The sequence below is a fragment of the Rhodoferax sp. GW821-FHT10B06 genome, assembly GCF_059415605.1.
This window is the reverse complement of sequence record NZ_JBWKNO010000001.1, coordinates 260436-277687: the sequence shown is the minus strand read 5'-3', so window position 1 is coordinate 277687 and position 17252 is coordinate 260436. Positions and strand designations below refer to the sequence as shown.

The window sequence follows — 17252 nt, the reverse complement described above, 5'->3', positions numbered from 1 at the left end:
CCGCTACGCCTTAGCTGAACATGCTGAACTACCTGGACTTCGATTACAGCGAAGACACGCAAGGCTACGGCAGCTTCGAGGCCATGGCCTCCACCCAGCCGGCGCAGGTGGCCGCCGTGCGCCAGGAGATGGCCCAGGTGCTGGACTGGGCTTTTACGGCCTTCCCCGGCCTGCGCGCCCCGTTGGACGAGGGTGGTGAGTGGGATTTTCATGTGCACGGCCAGCAGGAATGGGCCGCTTCCGAAGCGCTGGACTACGACGAGCAGACCCACCAGTTCAGCGCCCGGCTGGCGCCTGCCGGGCCACCGCGTTGCACGGTGACCCTGTCGCTGACCGGCAGCGCGCAGTTTTGCGATGCCTTTCGGCAGCGCTTTTTACCGGACTGATCAGGCCGCCAGGCGGCCCAGGCGCTTGCAGATTTCCAGCGTGGCTGCGCTCTGGTTCATGGCGTAGAAGTGCAGGCTGGGGGCGCCACCGGCCACCAGGCGTTCGCACAGCTCGGTCACCACATCCAGGCCAAAGGACTTGATGCTGGCGGTATCGTCGCCAAAGCCCTGCAGACGCAGGCGTATCCAGCGCGGGATCTCCGCACCGCAGGCATCGCTGAAGCGCATCAGCTGGTTGGAGCTGGAGATCGGCATGATGCCGGGCACCACAGGCACCGTCACACCCAGCTTGCGCGCGTCTTCCAGCAGGCGGAAGTAGGCGTCGGCGTTGTAGAAATACTGCGTTATGGCCGAGTTGGCGCCCGCATGCACCTTGATGGCGAAGGCGTTCAGGTCGGCGTCGGCCGACTTGGCTTGCGGGTGGATTTCGGGGTAGCAGGCCACCTCGATCTGGAAGGCGTCGCCGGTCTCGGCGCGGATGAAGGCCACCAGGTCGCTGGCGTACTGGAATTCACCGCCCGCACCGTAGCCGCTGGGCAGGTCGCCGCGCAAGGCCACCAGACGTTTCACGCCCATGGCTTGCAGCGTGGCCAACTGGGCCCGCACGGTGGCTTTGGTCGCGCCCACGCAGGAGAAATGGCTGGCCGCCGGCACGCCTTCGGCCAGGATCTCGGCCACGGTGGCAAACGTACCCTCCTGGGTCGAGCCGCCGGCGCCAAAGGTGACCGAGCAGAACTCGGGTTTCAGCGCGTACAGCGCCTGGCGCACGATGCGCAGCTTGGCCGCGCCTTCGTCCGTTTTGGGCGGGAAGAATTCGAGACTGATAGGGAAATTGGATGCGAGGCTCATGGGGCTCTCTTTGCAAAAATGAAGAATTCACGGTTGCCATCGCCACCGGCGACGGCGCTGTCAAACCAGTCCAGCACGTCCAGGTCGAGCTCGGCGCAGCAATCGCGCAGGCGCGCTTCCACCACGGCGTACATGGATTCGTCGCGCACGATGCCACCCTTGCCGACCTGGCCGGGCTGCAGCTCGAACTGCGGCTTGACCAGCATCAGCAAATGGCTGTCGGGCTTGAGTAGTGGCACCAGGGCTGGCAGTATCAGCGTCAGCGAGATGAAGGACACATCGCCCGTGACCAGGTCGAACTCGGGCTCGGTATCCAGCCCGTCCAGGCCGGCCTTGCGGCGGTGCTTGGTGGGCGCCGCAACTTCGGGTTCGGCGTCCAGGGCGCGGGCATTCACCTTGCCGGTGGCCTGTGCCATATGGGCTTCCACCTCGGCGTCGTCCGCATCGTCGCTGTCGTCGTAGTCGGTGACTTCGCCGTTGCCGTTCATCCAGCTGTAGGGCGAGACGGGCTCGGGGTCGGTCACGGCTGCGGGTTCCCAATGCTCGGACAAGACATGCTCGCAAGCGTCCTGCAGGGACTCGGGCGTGAGCGAGCGGGCGTTCAGCCCCTCCACACACAGCACCCGCTTGTCCTCGCGCAGCTTCTGGTGCAGCTGGCCATGGCCTACGTCCACCCCGGTGACTTGCGCCGCGCCGGCTTGCAGCAGGCAGTCGGTAAAGCCGCCGGTGGACTGGCCCACGTCGAACACTTTCAGGCCGCTGGCGTCCAGGCCGACATGCTTCAGCGCGGCTTCGAGCTTGAGCCCGCCGCGCGAGACATAGCGTGCCTCTGCAGCGTCCAGCAGTTCCAGCTGGGCGTCTTCTGGGATGTCGTCCTTGTTCTTGGCGACATCACGCCATTTGATGCCGTCAAACCAGCGCATGCCTCCGGCGATCAGGCGCACGGCCTGCGAGCGGGATGCGGCCATGCCGCGTTCTACGAGTAATTGGTCAGCGCGCATGGGGCTCCGTAAGGGGGTAAGAACTCCCCCGGGGAGCGGGGGAGCGGACGCTTTAGTAGCGGTAGGTTTCGGCTTTGTACGGGCCGTTCTTGCTGACGCCGATATAGGCGGCCTGCTCGTCGGTCAGTTCGGTCAGCATGGCGCCGACCTTCTTCAGGTGCAGGCGGGCGACCTTCTCGTCCAGGTGCTTGGGCAGTACGTACACCTTGCCGGGCTGGTAGGCGTCCTTCTTGGTGAACAGTTCGATCTGGGCGATGGTCTGATTCGCGAAACTGGCCGACATCACGAAGCTTGGGTGGCCGGTGCCGCAGCCCAGGTTCACCAGGCGGCCCTTGGCCAGCAGGATGATCTTCTTGCCGTCAGGGAACTGGATATGGTCCACCTGGGGTTTGATTTCTTCCCACTTGTACTGCTCCAGTGCGGCAACTTCGATTTCGTTGTCGAAGTGGCCGATGTTGCAGACGATGGCCTGGTCCTTCATCTTCAGCATGTGGGCGTGGGTGATGACGCTCTTGTTGCCGGTGGTGGTGACGAAGATGTCGGCGTGTTCGCAGGCGTAGTCCATGGTCACCACGCGGTAGCCTTCCATGGCGGCCTGCAGCGCGTTGATCGGGTCGATCTCGGTCACCCAGACCTGGGCCGACAGCGCGCGCAGCGCCTGGGCTGAGCCCTTGCCCACGTCGCCGTAGCCGGCCACGCAAGCCACCTTGCCAGCGATCATCACGTCGGTGGCGCGCTTGATGCCGTCCACCAGGGATTCGCGGCAGCCGTAGAGATTGTCAAACTTGCTCTTGGTCACCGAGTCGTTCACGTTGATGGCGCGGAACAGCAGCGTGCCCTTGGCCGACATTTCGTTCAGGCGGTGCACGCCGGTGGTGGTTTCTTCGGTCACGCCGATGATCTCAGCCGACTTGCGGGTGTACCAGGTGGGGTCCACGGCCAGCTTGGCCTTGATGGCGGCGAACAGCAGGGTTTCTTCTTCGCTGGTGGGGTTGCCGACCACGCTGATGTCCTTCTCGGCGCGTTGGCCTAGGTGCATCAGCAGCGTGGCGTCGCCGCCGTCGTCCAGAATCATGTTCGGGCCTTCACCGGGCGTGCCCTTGGCGCCGAAGTCGAAGATGCTGTGGGTGTAGTCCCAGTAGTCTTTCAGCGACTCGCCCTTGATGGCGAAGACCGGCGTGCCGGCGGCGGCAATCGCAGCAGCGGCGTGGTCTTGGGTCGAGAAGATGTTGCACGAAGCCCAACGCACTTGGGCGCCCAGGGCTTGCAGGGTTTCGATCAGCACGGCGGTCTGGATCGTCATGTGCAAGGAACCGGTGATGCGCGCGCCCTTCAGCGGCTGGGCTGCGGCGAACTCTTCGCGGATGGCCATCAGGCCGGGCATTTCAGTTTCAGCGATGCGGATTTCGCGCTGGCCCCAGGCGGCAAGGCTCAGGTCGGCAATGGCTTGGTCGGCGGTAGAAATTGGTTTGAGAACTGCGTTCATGGTGGGCTCCAAAACAGGTTGGTACATGTTGGTAGGGCCACTGCGCAGACGTTGAACCGGGACTCACCCGAATTTCAGCCTAGCAGGCAGTGGGTGAGCGCGGTTATCACTAAATGGATGGATTCCGAGCCTCACACCGGAGCCTGGGGTGGCCAGGCCGGGGGTTGCAGCGCTCCTCGGAATCCGGCCATTATAAGGAGAAGCCGCTGCGCCACGCATGAAAGTCGTGTAACCGGACGCGTACGGCCTTTATTTCTTCCGCTTGCTGGTGCGCACCGACCGCGCCTGCGGGGCGCTGAGGCGCTGGCTTTCCTGGTCCAGCCACAGCAGGGTTTCGGCATGTGACAAAAATCTGCGCAGGTACTCGGGCGACAGCTCGCGCATCGTGGCCAGGGAGCGCAGCACCAGCATGTGGGAGTTCAAGGGCCCCGCGTTTTCCGGGCCCCGCTTGAGCGACTGCTCCACCTGGTCCACCACCGCAAACTTGGACCAGACTTCCCGGAAGCCTTGCACGCTCTTCAGCTCGGGCCGGCCGCCCCAGCCAGTGGGCGGCCCGCTCACCTCGGTATGGGGCTGCGTGGCGGTGCGGATGTAGGCGTTCAGCGCAGCTAGCGGAGAGGTGGGCGGGGGAGGGGATTCGGAGCCGCTTGCCAGTGGCCTACGCCCGCCACGTTCGGTATAGGCCGTCAGCCCTGCTTGCAGCTTGCCCTCCACGATGCGCCGCACGGGCTCGGGCGCAGACTCCACACGGTTTTGCAGGGCTTCCAGGTAGCGAAAGCGCACGGGGTCCCAGTGCTGCGCACCTGCGCTGCGTAAGGACGCCAACGCCGCCGCTGCATCGAAAGCCTCTGGCGGCATCATGGTGCCGGCGGCTTCTCGGCTGTTGAGCGGGGCACTGGTGCCATTTCCACCCGGCGGTTTTGCGCACGGCCTTTATCGTCGTCGTTCGACGCCACGGGTTGCTCGGCACCAAACGCGGCCGCAAACACCCGTGATGAGGGCATGCCGGATTCGATCAGCGCGCGCGACACCGTGAGTGCCCGCTGGGCCGACAGCTCCAGGTTGTCGGTGAAATGCTGGTTGCGGTCGATGATGGGCTGGTTGTCGGTAAAGCCGCTGACCATCAGCATGTCGTCCCGCGCACCCAGGTAGACCTGCAGCGGTGGCACCAGGCTCTTCAGCAATTGCCGCCCTTCGGGACGCAACTGGTCCGAGTTCACCGGGAACAGCACGTTGCCACTGATGCCGATGCGGCCGTTGTTCAAGGTCACGCGGCCTGTGGCCAAGGGCACGGCCAGGGCCTTTTCCAGGGCCATGCGGCGCTGCTCTTCGCTCTGGCGCTTGGCCACCTCGGCTTGCAGATTAGTCACCAGGTCCATCTGCACCACCAGCACGCCGACCAGCACCAGCACAAAGGCTCCCAGCAAGCCCGACATCAGGTCGCCAAACACCGCCCAGACGGGCGCGGTCTGTTCGACTCCGTCGTCCCAGTCTTCCGCGCCGGTCATCCCGCAACCCCTTCCGCCAGGGCGGGCTGCGCGCTGCGCAGGCGGCGCATGTCTTCCACCACCGTCTGCTGCGCGGCGATGCTGAGGTCAATCACCTCGCGCGCCTGGGCCACGTAGTAGGCCAGTTGTTCGTCGCTACGCGTTGCCGACTGCTGGATGGCGCCCTCCACACGCTGCAGGCTGTCCGCCAGTTTTTCATTCGACGCGCTGAACAGCTGCACACCATGGCCAAAGGCTTCGCCCAAGCTGGCCAATTCCACGGCACTGCCGGTGACCTGCGCCGCCACCTGTGCGGTCTGGCTGGTGTGCGCCTCCACCGTTTGGGCAAACTGGCCGCCCGCAGAGTCCAGCACGCTGGCAGCGGATGCCACCAGCGACTCGATGGCGGTGCGCTGGTCGCCAGCAGCCTGGTTCAGTGTCTGTAGCAGCGTGTCGAGTTGCGCCACCAGCTGGGTGCGTTCTGCAAAAGCCTGGTTGTCGCGTTCGCTGAATCCGGCCATTTGCTGGCGCAGCTGGGCAATCACTTCCGCTGCAGCTTGGGGCGCCTCGGCCGCCGTGGCCATCAGCCGGGCCATGGGCTCTTCAAGGGCCGTACCCAAGTTCGCCAAATGGGTTACTACGGCGGTCTGCAATTGCGCCAGCCGGTCCACTGCGGCCTGGCCACGGGTGGATTCTTCGGCGCGCAGGGCTGCCAGCTCGGTGCGCCAGAGGCTGGCCAATTGGTCCAGGCGCTCGCCCTGTTGCTGCGTCCAGCGGCCTTCTGCCTCGGTATGGCTGGCCAGTAAAGCTTCAGACCGGTCCACCAGATCCGCCACCTGTGCCAGGGTTGTTTCGGCGCGTTGGCTGGTGTGTACCACTATTTCGCCGGCGGTCTTCTCCAGCGTTTGGCATACCGCCTGTTGCTGGGCCAGCGCCTGCTCGCCCATGGCGCGCCATTCGCCCTGCAGCGTGTGGGTGGTGGACTGCAATGCCTGTGTCCAGCCCTGCAGGTGCAGCTGATCGGCCGCCGTTTGCTCCTCGCGGGACTGGGCTGCCGCCGCTTGCACCGAAGCCAGCAGCGTGTTGGAGCGTTGTTCGAAAGTGTCGGCAAAGCCTTGCAGCGCGGTGTGCGAGAGCTTGGCCAATTGCGCCAGGCGCTCGCTCTGGTCCTGTGTCCAGCGGGCTTCTGCGGCGGTATGCGCGGCCAACAAAGCTTCAGACCGTGCTACCAAATCGGCCACCTGCGTCAGGGTCGTTTCGGCGCGTTGGCTGGTGTGCTCCACCATCGCGCCAGCGGTCTTCTCCAGCGTTTGGCACACGGCCTGTTGCTGGGCCAGCGCCTGTTCGCCCATGGCGCGCCATTCGCTCTGCAGTGTATGGGTGGTGGACTGCAATGCCTGCGTCCAGCCCTGCAGATGCAGCTGGTCCGCCACCGCCTGCTGCTCGCGGGACTGGACTGCAGCCGCCTGCACAGAGCCCAGCAGCGTGCTGGAGCGCTGTTCAAACGTCTCTGCAAAACCCTGCAGCGCCGCATCGAATCGCGCCGCCTGGGCTTCGCTGCTGCGCACATGGTTGTGTTGCGCGGCGGCCCAACCCTCGGATGTGCGCACGGCCGCAGCGTCCCAGCTCTGGGCCAGGCCATGCAGCTGGCTTTGCGTGGCGTCAAAGACGCGTTGGTGCAGCCGCGTGGATTCCTGCGCCATCTCGGCCATCGCCGCCTGGACCACCGGTTGGATGCTGTCGCCTGCCGCGCGTGCCGCAGCGGTCAGGCTGGCCTGCAGCGATGCGCTGACGGAGCGGGCTAATTCGCCATAGGCCCCCGACACCTCGCGGTGGAACTGCGCCTGCTGGCCCTGCAACTGCTCGCTCAACTGCTGGCTGCGGCGCTCCATGCCGTCCATCATGGCCTGCAGGCGCGCGGCTACCTCGGGTAGCGCATGGGCCTGGATTTGCACGGCCTTGAAAGCGTCATGGCGCTGTTGCGCCATGGAGAAGGGCCGTAAGGTGGTAGCAATGCGTGCATCCAGCAGACGCACCACGTCCAGCCGCTCGCGCCGGGCCATGGCCGACAGCAGCCCCAAGACGGCCGACGCCGCCACCCCGGCGACCGAGGTGCCAAACGACAGGCCCAGGCCCTTGATGGGCGCAGCCAAGGCGGAGCGGATGGCATGCAGATCGGTGGAGCCCTCCAGCGCAAACACCGCGCCCTTGAAGGTCACCACCATGCCCAGGAAGGTGCCCAGCATGCCCAGCATCACCAGCAAGCCCACCAGATAAGGTGTCAACGCCAGGCCAGGCAGGGCGCTGCGCTCGCCCTCGACACGCATGCGCACGGGGTTGCGCAATAGTGCTGGCACCCGCTCCAGCCAGGTGGGCAAGTCAGCGGGCGGCTGCGCCAGCTCGGCCAGCGCGGTTGCCAGCGATGCCGTGTCGGCCCTGAAGCGTCGCAGCTCCAGCGCCCCCAGCAAGTACACCCCGGCGATCACCGCGGTGACGGCCAGCGCCAACGCGCTCGTGCCCACAAACCCATAGCCCACCCAGGCTACGCCCAGCAGACCGATGGCGAAGACGGTGGCGAAAACAAACCTATTCATACTGCGTTCTCAACTTTTTCAATATTCCTGCGCGGCGCCACCGTGGGCGCACGCTCAAGCGCGGTTTCCCGCTGGAATGCCTCTACCAGGCCCATGACGGGCTCCAGGCGCAGGTCCAGCTCGGCCAACATGACGGCCTGCTGTTCCTTGTCAAACCGGTCCAGCCATCCGCCGGGTTGGCGCCACAGGGCGGGCGCCAGGCCGACGGATGGCTGCGACGGGTCCGTGCGCAATTGTTCAAACCGGTGCTTCAGCAGTGTTGGGATGGTGGCCAGCAACTTCTGCTCGCGTACTGTCAGCATTTGTTCCCATACGGCGTCCAGCGCGGCCAGTTGCCGCAAGGTGGGCGACACCGTTGCAATCGCCTCGCGCACATTTACGCGCAGGGGCGGCAGCATCAAATCCATCTGGCGCTGCAGGTCCAGATGGCGCTGGCGAAATACCGCGTAGTCGGCCACCGCTTCTTCGGGCGCGGCTGGTACCGGCAGAGGCAAGGGCTCGGGATTGCGGCCCCGCCGCCGGCTGGCACCCGCATCGGCCACCGTCACCGGCTTGGTGGTGATGGCGTGGACCAGGACCTGGCGTACCTGCTGCACCTGTGCGGCGACATCCACGCTGCGGCCTACCTGGACGGGCTTGCTGGCGGGCTGGGCGGCCGCACGCGTGGTCTGGATGGCTTGCAGCGCGCCGCGCAGCGTCACGGCGTCGAACACGCCCAGCAGCACGCTCAGTTGCTCGGCAGAGTCCACGCTGGCGCCCGCCTTGCCGACGGAGGCCGGGTCACCAAGCAGGCGAACAAGTTTGGAACTGCTGAAGTTCGTGCGCAAAAAAGATTCCTTTGCACCCAGGAGGTAGCGGCAATGGGGCTCAATGTGGCTGTATGGGGGCACCTGCCCATTCCCATAGCGATGGGCCAGTGGGCGTGGGCACGGCGGACTCGCCGCAGCCCCATGGTGAAAACACCTTGCGCGTAGCGCTTGTAGCCCGGGCATGCATTCGGCAGCAGCGTGCTGTTTCCAAATGGCCTTGGCTGGGCGCGGATTGTACCGGGTGCACTTTGAGCGCTTCCCCGGTCCGGTATGTGCTGGCAGCTCCACCGCGCGAGCTGAGCAGAAAAATATTAAAGAAAATGCACTCTGGCGCAGGTAATACCTGCGCAGGTAGCTATTTTTTTAGTAGCGAACCAGAATTCACCTAGAACGGGCTTAGATGGATGCCATCGACATGGCGTCGTCGTCATGCCGGCGGCGGTTGCTGTCGGTCTCGTTGAAGATGATCTCGTGCACTACGCGGATGCTGGCCTGGACGATGGCTTGCGCGTTGACCTCGAAATGCGCACGCAGTGCGGCACGCGAGTCGCTGCGGCCAAAGCCGTCCGTGCCCAGCGTCACATACCGGCGGCCCTCGGGCACAAAGGCGCGCACCATCTCGGGCAGGGCCCGCACATAGTCGGTGGCGGCGACGATGGGGCCGCTGCTGGTCGCCAGCTTGCGGCCAAACCAGCTATCCACCATGGGCTTGGCGCCTTGGCGCCAGAGCCGCTCCTGGGCCTGGCCTTCGCGGGCCAGCTCGATGTAGCTGGTGACGCTCCACACATCGGCTGCCACGCCGTGCTCGCGCTCCAGCAGCTCGGCGGCCTTCAGCACTTCGCCCATGATGGCGCCGCTGCCGAACAACTGCACCCTGCGCGGCAGAGGCTTGCCCTGGCGCAGCAGGTACATGCCGCGCAGCACATCGGCATGCGCTTGGGCGGGCAGGCTGGGATTCTCGACGTTTTCGTTCGTCACAGTGACGTAATAGAACTCGTCCACCTGGGCTTCCAGCATCTGGCGCGCACCGTGGTCGATGATGACGGCCAGCTCGCCCGCAAAAGCCGGGTCGTAGGCGCGGCAGTTGGGGATGGTGGACGCCACCAGATGGCTGCTGCCGTCCTGATGCTGCAGGCCCTCGCCGCCCAGCGTGGTGCGGCCCGAGGTGGCGCCAACCAGAAAGCCCCGGGCCCGCTGGTCCGCAGCGGCCCAGATCAGGTCACCCACGCGCTGGAAGCCGAACATGCTGTAGTAAATGAAGAACGGTAGCATGGCCAGCCCGTGCGTGGAGTAGCTGGTGGCGGCCGCAGTCCAGGAAGACAGGGCGCCCGCCTCGCTGATGCCTTCTTCCAGGATTTGCCCGGACACTTCTTCCTTGTAGAACAGCATGGAATCCGCATCTTCGGGCTGGTACAGCTGGCCGAAGGGCGCATAAATGCCGACCTGGCGAAACAGATTGGCCATGCCGAAGGTGCGCGCCTCGTCGGCCACGATGGGCACTACGCGCGGGCCCAGCGTCGTGTCCTTCAGCAGCGCGCCGAGCTGGCGCACAAAGGCCATGGTGGTGCTCATGGCCTTGCCGTCGGCATGCAGGGCAAAGGCGGCGGTGCTCTCCAGCGCGGGCACGGCCACGGGCGGCGCGGTTCTTTCGCGCTGTGGCAGGTAGCCGCCCAGGGTCTGGCGCCTGGCCTGTAGGTAGCGCATCTCGGGGCTGTCGGCTGCCGGTTTGAAGAACGCGGCCTGGGTGACTTCGGCGTCCGTCAGCGGCAGCTGGAAGCGTTCGCGAAACGCCATTAGGTCGTCGCGGTCCAGCTTCTTCTGCTGGTGCGTGGTCATGCGCCCCTGGCCCACGGAGCCCATGCCATAGCCCTTCATGGTTTTCGCCAGCACCACGGTGGGCTGGCCTTGGTGTTGTGCGGCCTTGGCGAAGGCGGCGTGGATCTTCACCGGGTCGTGGCCGCCACGGCGCAGCTGGTCAATCTGCTCGTCGGTCAGGTGGGCTACCAGCGCCTGCAGCGCCGGTGTTTTGTTGAAGAAGGTGCGGCGGTTGAAGGCGCCGTCGTTGGCACTGAGGGTCTGGAATTCGCCGTCTACCGTCTGCGCAAAAGCCTGGGTGATGGCATGGCCGTGGTCATGGGCCAGCAGCGCATCCCATTCCGAGCCCCAGAGGCACTTCACCACGTTCCAGCCCGCGCCGGCAAACAGGGATTCCAGCTCGTCCACGATGCGGCCGTTGCCGCGCACCGGCCCGTCCAGGCGCTGCAGATTGCAGTTGATGACGAAGACGCAGTTGTCCAGCTTCTCGCGCGCGGCCAGGGTCAGCGCGGCGATCGACTCGGGCTCGTCCATCTCGCCATCGCCAAAAAAGCCCCAGACCTTGCGGCCAGCGGTTTCCAGCAAATTGCGGTGCGCCAGATAGCGCATGAAGCGCGCCTGGTAGATGGCGTTGATCGGCCCTATGCCCATGGAGCCGGTGGGGAACTGCCAGAAGTCCGGCATCAGGTAGGGGTGCGGGTAGGAGCTCAGGCCCTGCAGGCCTTGGCCCTCGGCTACCAGCTCTTGCCGGTAGTGCTGCAGCGCGCTCTCGGGCAAGCGCCCCTCCAGGTAGGCGCGCGCATACACGCCGGGCGCCGAGTGCGGCTGGAAGTACACCAGGTCACCGCCGTGGCTGGGCGTGCGTGCATGGAAGAAATGCTGAAAGCCCACCTCGAACAGATCGGCTGCCGATGCGTAGCTGGCGATATGGCCGCCCAGCTCACCATGGGCTGCGTTGGCACGCACCACCATGGCCAGGGCATTCCAGCGCAGGATGGCAGACAGGCGGCGCTCCAGGGCCAGGTCGCCCGGGTACGGCGCCTGTTCGTCCACGCCTATGGTGTTCAGATAGGGCGTGACGGGCTCGGGGCGCCAGGCCAGCTTGCGGCTGCGGGCGTGGGCCAGCAGCGCGTCCAGCAGCTCCACGACCCGTGCCCGGCCCGCCTGCGGACCCCAGGCCTGGAGCAGGCCGTCCAGCGCGTCGCACCACTCGCGCAGTTCCTCGGGGTCATGTGCGTCGTTCGGGTCCTGCTGTTCCATGGTGCGCGCCCTCAGGTGTTAGCCGTTGCGGAACAGGAAGCTGTAGGCGTTCAAGGCCGGCACGCCGCCGAGGTGGGCGTACAGCACTTTGGAGCCTTCGGGGAATTCGCCCTTGCGCACCATGTCGATCATGCCGTGCATGGATTTGCCCTCGTACACCGGGTCGGTCAGCATGCCTTCCTGGCGTGCGCACAGGCGGATGGCTTCGAGCGTACCGGCGCTGGGCAGGCCGTATTCAGGGCCGCCGTAACGGGTGTCCAGCACCACATCCTTGCTTTCGATGGGGCGTCCCAGGTCCACGATTTCGGCGGTGTGGCGCGCGATGCGCAGGATTTGCGCATGGGTTTTTTCAGGCTTGGCCGAGGCGTCGATGCCAATCACTTTGTCGGCCCGGCCATCGGCGGCAAAGCCCACCACCATGCCGGCTTGCGTGCTGCCCGTTACCGAGCAGACCACGATGTAGTCGAACTTGAAGCCGAGTTCGGCTTCTTGCTGGCGCACTTCTTCGGCAAAGCCCACAAAGCCCAGGCCACCCAGTGGATGTTCGGAGCAACCTGCCGGAATCGGAAATGGCTTGCCGCCAGATTTGCGCACGTCTTCCATGGCCTGCTCCCAGCTGGGGCGGATGCCGATGTCGAAACCGGCGGCGTCCAGCCGCACGTCGGCACCCATGATGCGCGACATCTCGATATTGCCCACGCGGTCGTACACCGCGTCGGAATAGTTCACCCAGTTCTCCTGCACCAGCACGCACTTCATGCCCAGGTGGGCGGCGACGGCGGCGACCTGGCGGGTCTGGTTGGACTGGATGCCACCGATGGACACCAGGGTGTCGTAGCCGCCCGCGATGGCCTCGGAGATCAGGTATTCCAGCTTACGCGTCTTGTTGCCACCGAAGGCCAGGCCGCTGTTGCAGTCCTCGCGCTTGGCGTACAGATCCACCTTGCCGCCCAGGTGTGCGCTGAGCCGCTTCAGCGGGGTGATGGGCGAGGGGCCAAAGGTCAGGGCGTGGCGCGGGAATTTCTGCAGGTTCATGGTGGTAGCTCGCAAAGTTAAAGACGGTGGACGCGCAACGCGGGTGCCTTGCAACGCATAGCCAAATTCTAGGGAGCACCTTGCTTAACAGGGTTGCAAACATTCTTCCTTATTTATCTTTAAAACCTTGATTCTTTGATATGGTTGTATTTTTATGTCTTGATAAGCAATATGTGCACAACAAAAGTAAAAACCAAGACGGCATCCGCCGACAACGCCGACAACGCTGACCACGCCATAGACCGTACCGACAAAGCCATATTGCGCGCCCTGCAGCGCGATGCGTCCATGACCAACGTGGCGCTGGCCGCCAAGGTGAATCTGAGCCCGCCGGCCTGCCTGCGGCGGGTGGATAGGCTGAAGCAGCTGGGTTTTATTTCGGGCATCGTCGCGCTGCTGAACCCCAAGGCGCTGGACGCCAGCATGCTGGTGCTGATAGGCGTGGTGCTGGACCGGTCCACGCCGGAGTCATTCGCCCTGTTCGAGAAAGCGGCAGCCAAGGTGTCGGGCTGCATGGAGTGCCATGTGGTGACCGGCGAGTTTGACTATTTCATGCTGCTGCGCACGCGCGACAACGACAGCTTCAACAACCTGCACGCCACGCAGCTGCTGCACCTGCCGGGCGTGCGGCAGATTCGTTCGTTCATGGTGCTCAAGCAGGTGCTGTCCACCACGCAGTTCCCCATCTAGAGGCTGATTTACCAGCCGGTGTAGGGCCGCCCATCGTGGTGCAGATAGCGCCCACGGTCGGCCGGCGTCACCGCCGCCAGGGTGCGGCGCATGGCGGCCACGCTGGCCTCTACCGTCAGGCTGGCGCCGGGGCCGCCCATATCGGTTTGCACCCAGCCCGGGCACAGCGCCAGCAGGGTGGCGCGCGGATAGTCATGCTGGGCGGCGGCCACCGCCATGTTCAGTGCGGCCTTGCTGACGCGGTAGGTCCAGCTGGCGCTGGAGGCCACGCTGCTGATCTGCCCCATACCGCTGGTGATGAAGGCGAATACGCCTCCCCCTTTTTCCACCAAGGGCGCTACCTGGGGAATGGCCTGCATGGCGCCCAGCACATTGGTGTGCATCACGCGGTCAAAGTCCTGCTGGGTGGGCGGCGAGGTGGCGCCACCTTGTGAAAACAGGCCCGCCACGTACAGGGCCAGATGGATTTTTTCGCCGTCCAGCTGCCAGGCCAGGCCGCTGATGCTGGTTGGGTCGGCCACGTCCAGGCGCAAGGCCTCGGCCCCCACGGCCTTGAGGCGGGCCAGGCCGGCTGCGTCTCGGGCGGTGGCGATGACGCGATCGCCGGCTTCGGCGTACTGGCGCGCAAACTCCAGGCCGATGCCGCGCGACGCGCCCAGGATGAGTATGTTGGCCATGCGCAATCTCCTATATGGAAAATCCTATGCTAGCGCACATAGCACCTGCGCCAGTAGCTCCTATATGTGTAGCAAATAAAAAAGCCCCGGCATGCCGGGGCTTTTGTCGCTATGGGTGTACAGCGCGGTCAGGTCACCATGCCCAGCACCCGTGGCAGCCACAGGGTGAGGCTAGGCCAGAAGGTCACCACCAGCAGGAAGGCGATCATGGTCTTGAGCCACGGCCATACGGCCAGGGTCAGCTCACTGATACCCATCTTGGTAATGCCCGAGGCCACATACAGGTTCAAGCCCACGGGCGGGTGGCACAGGCCCACTTCCATGTTGACGGCCATCAGAATACCGAAGTGCACCGGGTGGATGCCCATCTTGACAGCCACGGGGAACAGGATGGGCGCCATGATCAGCACGATCGCGGCGGGGTCCATAAAGTTGCCGGCGGCCAGCAGAATCACGTTCACCAGCAGCAGGAATGCCACCAAGCCAAAGCCCTGGGCGCTCATCCACGCGGCCATGGCCTGTGGAATTTGCTCGGACGTCATCAGGAACGAGAACAGCACCGCGTTGGTAATGATGTACAGCAGCATGGAGCTCATGGCTGCGGCACTGCGCAACGACTTGGGTACGTCGCTCAGCTTCAGGTCTTTGTAGACAAACACCGAGATGAAGAACGCATACACCGCCGCCATGGCGGCCGCCTCGGTGGGGGTGAACTTGCCGCTGTAGATGCCGCCAATCACCACCACGATCAGCAGCAGACCCCACATGCTGTCGCGGAAGGCCTTGTAGCGTTCCTTCCAGGTGGCCTTGGGCATGCGCGGGTAGTCCAGCTTCTTGGCGCGCCACCAGGTGGTGACACCCAGCAGAAACGACAGGCACAGGCCGGGCACGATACCCGCCAGGAACAACTGGCCCACCGAGGCCGAGCTGACGGCCTCGCCATTCGGGCCCACGCCGTTCATGCCGGCGGTAGCGATGGAGTAGATCACCAGGTTGATGGACGGCGGGAACAGGATGCCCAAGGCGCCCGAGGTGGCGATCACGCCGGCCCCGAATTGCTTGGGGTAGCCCTGCTTGACCATCGCGGGCAGCATGATGGAGCCGACAGCAACCACAGTCGCCACAGACGAGCCGGAGATGGCGGCGAACAGCGCACAGGCCAGCACGCCGGCCAGGCCCATGCCGCCGTACCAGTGGCCGATCATGGAGGTGCAGAAATTGATCATCCGCTTGGCCACCCCCCCGTGCGTCAGGAAGTTGCCCGCCAGAATGAAGAACGGGATCGCCATGATCTCGAACTTCTCGATGCCGGTGAACAGCTTCAAGGCGACCGAGGCTACGGGCACATCGGTCAGCGTGAACAGAAAGGTCAGTACGGTCAGGCCCAGCGCGATCGAAATCGGCATGCCTGTGATCATCAAGAGGACCAGCAGAGAAAAAATGATGAGGGTATTCATGAGCAGTCTCCGGCGGCTTAGTGGGCTTCTTCGTCAACACCAGCCACGGTATGTGCCGCATGGGGCACCTCACCGGTCTGCCAGAACTGCCAGGCTACCTGCAGAAAGCGGAAGCACATCAGCGACGAGCCCAGCGGCACGCAGGAATAGGCAATCCAGGTGGGAAGCTCCAGGTCGGGCGAGGTGGGGCCTTCGGGCACATCACCCAGGTCCAGGCCCAGCATGTGAAACAACGCGTAGTGAAAGCCGTTTTCCCACACAAAATTCGCACCCAGCGTGGCTACCACGCCGGTAAACAACGCACCTGCCAGCAGGCCGAACAGCACCAGCCACTTGGCCTTTTCGGGGGGCAGCTGGCGCACCAGCACGTCCACGCCCACATGGGTGCCGTTGCGCACGCCATAGGCCGCGCCAAACTTGGCCATCCACACGAACATGTAGATGCACAGCTCTTGCGCCCAGCTCACGTCGATGCGCACGGCGTAGTCCTGGATATAGGGCACACCGCTCAGAAAGCGGTGCACCACCGCCATAAAAATCACCAGCGTCGCAGCCCCGATGAGGAAGGTGATAAGCCATTCCTCCAGGTGGTTGAGTATTCGGTTGAACATGGAATCTCCAAAGCGCGCCCTTGCCATGGCGAGCATGGCAAGGGCGCGCAGTTGTTATAGGAATTACTTGGGAGCGACGAAGCCTGCTGCCTTGTACGCGGCTTCAATCGTGGTCTTGCCCACGCGCGCTTCCATTTCCTTGTGCACGGGCATCAAGGCCTTTTTCCATTCGGTGATTTCAGCAGCGGTTGGGGTGTAGATGGTGGTCTTGCCGCTGGCCTTGATTTTTTCCAGAGCCTGCACGTTTTCGGTGGCGGCGATGGCGTTGGCGTAGGTGGTGGCATCCTTCACAGCGCCTTCCAGCGTGGTGCGGATGTCGGCTGGCAGGCCGTCCCAGAACTTCTTGTTCACGATCACCGCATAGGCCAGGTGGCCGTGGTTGGAGATGGTGATGTTCTTTTGCACTTCATAGATCTTCTGGGTGTAGAAGTTGGAAGGCACGCCTTCCGTTCCATCCACCACGCCGGATTGCAGCGCCTGGTACAGCTCGCTGAAGGCCATCACCTGGGGAATGGCGCCCAGTGCGCGCATTTGAGCGTCCAGCACCTTGGAGCTCTGGATGCGCATCTTCATGCCCTTGAAGTCGGCCACGGTATGCAGTGGCTTGTTGGCGCTCATGATGTGGAAGCCGTTGTCCCAGTACGCCAGGCCATGGATGCCCTTGGGTTCCAGCTTGCTGAACAGTTCAGCGCCCAGCGGGCCTTCGGTGATGCCACGGAAAGAAGCTTCGTCCTTGAACAGGAAAGGCAGGTCAAACACCTCGAATTCCTTGGCGCCCAAGGGGCCGAACTTGGCCAGCGAAGGCGCCAGCATCTGCACCGAACCGAGCTGCAGCGCTTCGAGTTCTTCCTTGTCCTTGTACAGCTGGCTGTTGGGGTACAGCTCAACCTTGACCTTGCCGTTGGTGCGTTGCTCGGCCAGTTCCTTGAAACGTTGAGCGCCCTTGCCCTTGGGGGTGTCGGGGGCCACCACGTGGCTGAATTTGATGACGATGGGGGCTTGTGCAAAAGCCACGGCGCCGGTGCACACAGTAGCGGCCGCGACGGCCAGTTGCACCAGGGTGCGGCGAGCAAAATTTGTCATGGGATGTCTCCG

Annotated in this window: 15 protein-coding genes and 1 riboswitch; of the genes, 2 read left to right on the top strand and 13 right to left on the bottom strand. The window is 64.4% G+C overall.

Annotation, left to right across the window (positions count from 1 at the left end; translation table 11 throughout):
- The first annotated feature begins 20 nt into the window (after window positions 1-20).
- A complete protein-coding gene (locus AC07O2_RS01315) occupies window positions 21-386 on the top strand; it encodes a hypothetical protein (RefSeq protein WP_495073936.1) in 366 nt (121 codons plus the stop codon).
- On the opposite strand, the gene metF is transcribed toward AC07O2_RS01315, so the two are convergent.
- From metF to AC07O2_RS01270, 9 genes are all read right to left on the bottom strand, one after another.
- Entirely contained in the window at window positions 387-1235 is an 849-nt protein-coding gene (gene metF / locus AC07O2_RS01310) for a methylenetetrahydrofolate reductase [NAD(P)H] (protein WP_495073935.1), read from the bottom strand.
- Complete coding sequence (locus tag AC07O2_RS01305; protein WP_495073934.1) at window positions 1232-2236, bottom strand: TlyA family RNA methyltransferase; 1005 nt, start codon at window positions 2234-2236, stop codon at window positions 1232-1234. The genes metF and AC07O2_RS01305 overlap by 4 nt, the downstream gene beginning before the upstream one ends.
- Window positions 2237-2288: 52 nt before the next feature.
- A complete protein-coding gene (gene ahcY, locus AC07O2_RS01300) occupies window positions 2289-3722 on the bottom strand; it encodes an adenosylhomocysteinase (protein WP_495073933.1) in 1434 nt (477 codons plus the stop codon).
- A gap of 88 nt (window positions 3723-3810) precedes the next feature.
- A riboswitch (S-adenosyl-L-homocysteine riboswitch) is annotated at window positions 3811-3906 on the bottom strand.
- A gap of 65 nt (window positions 3907-3971) precedes the next feature.
- Complete coding sequence (locus AC07O2_RS01295) at window positions 3972-4583, bottom strand: DUF2894 domain-containing protein (protein WP_495073932.1); 612 nt, start codon at window positions 4581-4583, stop codon at window positions 3972-3974.
- Entirely contained in the window at window positions 4580-5230 is a 651-nt protein-coding gene (locus AC07O2_RS01290; protein WP_495073931.1) for an OmpA family protein, read from the bottom strand. The genes AC07O2_RS01295 and AC07O2_RS01290 overlap by 4 nt, the downstream gene beginning before the upstream one ends.
- Window positions 5227-7803: a DUF802 domain-containing protein gene (locus AC07O2_RS01285; protein ID WP_495073930.1), complete on the bottom strand. Its 2577-nt coding sequence runs from the start codon at window positions 7801-7803 to the stop codon at window positions 5227-5229. Before AC07O2_RS01285 ends, AC07O2_RS01290 begins: the two co-directional genes overlap by 4 nt.
- On the bottom strand, window positions 7800-8630 hold the full coding sequence (locus AC07O2_RS01280) for a DUF3348 family protein (RefSeq protein WP_495073929.1): 831 nt from the start codon (window positions 8628-8630) through the stop codon (window positions 7800-7802). Before AC07O2_RS01280 ends, AC07O2_RS01285 begins: the two co-directional genes overlap by 4 nt.
- A gap of 378 nt (window positions 8631-9008) precedes the next feature.
- Window positions 9009-11687: an alpha-ketoglutarate dehydrogenase gene (mdeB, locus tag AC07O2_RS01275; RefSeq protein ID WP_495073928.1), complete on the bottom strand. Its 2679-nt coding sequence runs from the start codon at window positions 11685-11687 to the stop codon at window positions 9009-9011.
- 18 nt (window positions 11688-11705) lie between these two features.
- Window positions 11706-12722, bottom strand: a complete 1017-nt coding sequence (locus AC07O2_RS01270) for a 1-aminocyclopropane-1-carboxylate deaminase (protein WP_495073927.1) — start codon at window positions 12720-12722, stop codon at window positions 11706-11708.
- A gap of 171 nt (window positions 12723-12893) precedes the next feature.
- Between AC07O2_RS01270 and AC07O2_RS01265 the strand changes: the two genes are divergently transcribed.
- Window positions 12894-13412, top strand: a complete 519-nt coding sequence (locus AC07O2_RS01265; RefSeq protein ID WP_495073926.1) for an Lrp/AsnC family transcriptional regulator — start codon at window positions 12894-12896, stop codon at window positions 13410-13412.
- Window positions 13413-13420: 8 nt separating this feature from the next.
- On the opposite strand, the gene AC07O2_RS01260 is transcribed toward AC07O2_RS01265, so the two are convergent.
- The 4 genes from AC07O2_RS01260 to AC07O2_RS01245 all read right to left on the bottom strand — a co-directional run bounded on the left by AC07O2_RS01260 (window position 13421) and on the right by AC07O2_RS01245 (window position 17240).
- Entirely contained in the window at window positions 13421-14089 is a 669-nt protein-coding gene (locus tag AC07O2_RS01260) for an SDR family oxidoreductase (protein ID WP_495073925.1), read from the bottom strand.
- Window positions 14090-14217: 128 nt separating this feature from the next.
- Window positions 14218-15546, bottom strand: a complete 1329-nt coding sequence (locus tag AC07O2_RS01255; protein WP_495073924.1) for a TRAP transporter large permease — start codon at window positions 15544-15546, stop codon at window positions 14218-14220.
- A 17-nt stretch (window positions 15547-15563) separates the two neighbouring features.
- On the bottom strand, window positions 15564-16157 hold the full coding sequence (locus AC07O2_RS01250; protein ID WP_495073923.1) for a TRAP transporter small permease: 594 nt from the start codon (window positions 16155-16157) through the stop codon (window positions 15564-15566).
- 63 nt (window positions 16158-16220) lie between these two features.
- Window positions 16221-17240 carry a TRAP transporter substrate-binding protein gene (locus AC07O2_RS01245; RefSeq protein WP_495073922.1) on the bottom strand — a complete coding sequence of 340 codons (1020 nt, stop codon included), beginning with the start codon at window positions 17238-17240 and terminating at the stop codon, window positions 16221-16223.
- Between the last annotated feature and the right edge of the window lie 12 nt (window positions 17241-17252).

Bases quoted from the DNA above. Each gene is read 5' to 3' on its own strand.
- AC07O2_RS01315 (WP_495073936.1), top strand. From the start codon at position 21: ATGCTGAACTACCTGGACTTCGATTACAGCGAAGACACGCAAGGCTAC.
- metF (WP_495073935.1), bottom strand. From the start codon at position 1,235: ATGAGCCTCGCATCCAATTTCCCTATCAGTCTCGAATTCTTCCCGCCC.
- AC07O2_RS01305 (WP_495073934.1), bottom strand. From the start codon at position 2,236: ATGCGCGCTGACCAATTACTCGTAGAACGCGGCATGGCCGCATCCCGC.
- ahcY (WP_495073933.1), bottom strand. From the start codon at position 3,722: ATGAACGCAGTTCTCAAACCAATTTCTACCGCCGACCAAGCCATTGCC.
- AC07O2_RS01295 (WP_495073932.1), bottom strand. From the start codon at position 4,583: ATGATGCCGCCAGAGGCTTTCGATGCAGCGGCGGCGTTGGCGTCCTTA.
- AC07O2_RS01290 (WP_495073931.1), bottom strand. From the start codon at position 5,230: ATGACCGGCGCGGAAGACTGGGACGACGGAGTCGAACAGACCGCGCCC.
- AC07O2_RS01285 (WP_495073930.1), bottom strand. From the start codon at position 7,803: ATGAATAGGTTTGTTTTCGCCACCGTCTTCGCCATCGGTCTGCTGGGC.
- mdeB (WP_495073928.1), bottom strand. From the start codon at position 11,687: ATGGAACAGCAGGACCCGAACGACGCACATGACCCCGAGGAACTGCGC.
- AC07O2_RS01270 (WP_495073927.1), bottom strand. From the start codon at position 12,722: ATGAACCTGCAGAAATTCCCGCGCCACGCCCTGACCTTTGGCCCCTCG.
- AC07O2_RS01265 (WP_495073926.1), top strand. From the start codon at position 12,894: ATGTGCACAACAAAAGTAAAAACCAAGACGGCATCCGCCGACAACGCC.
- AC07O2_RS01260 (WP_495073925.1), bottom strand. From the start codon at position 14,089: ATGGCCAACATACTCATCCTGGGCGCGTCGCGCGGCATCGGCCTGGAG.
- AC07O2_RS01255 (WP_495073924.1), bottom strand. From the start codon at position 15,546: ATGAATACCCTCATCATTTTTTCTCTGCTGGTCCTCTTGATGATCACA.
- AC07O2_RS01250 (WP_495073923.1), bottom strand. From the start codon at position 16,157: ATGTTCAACCGAATACTCAACCACCTGGAGGAATGGCTTATCACCTTC.
- AC07O2_RS01245 (WP_495073922.1), bottom strand. From the start codon at position 17,240: ATGACAAATTTTGCTCGCCGCACCCTGGTGCAACTGGCCGTCGCGGCC.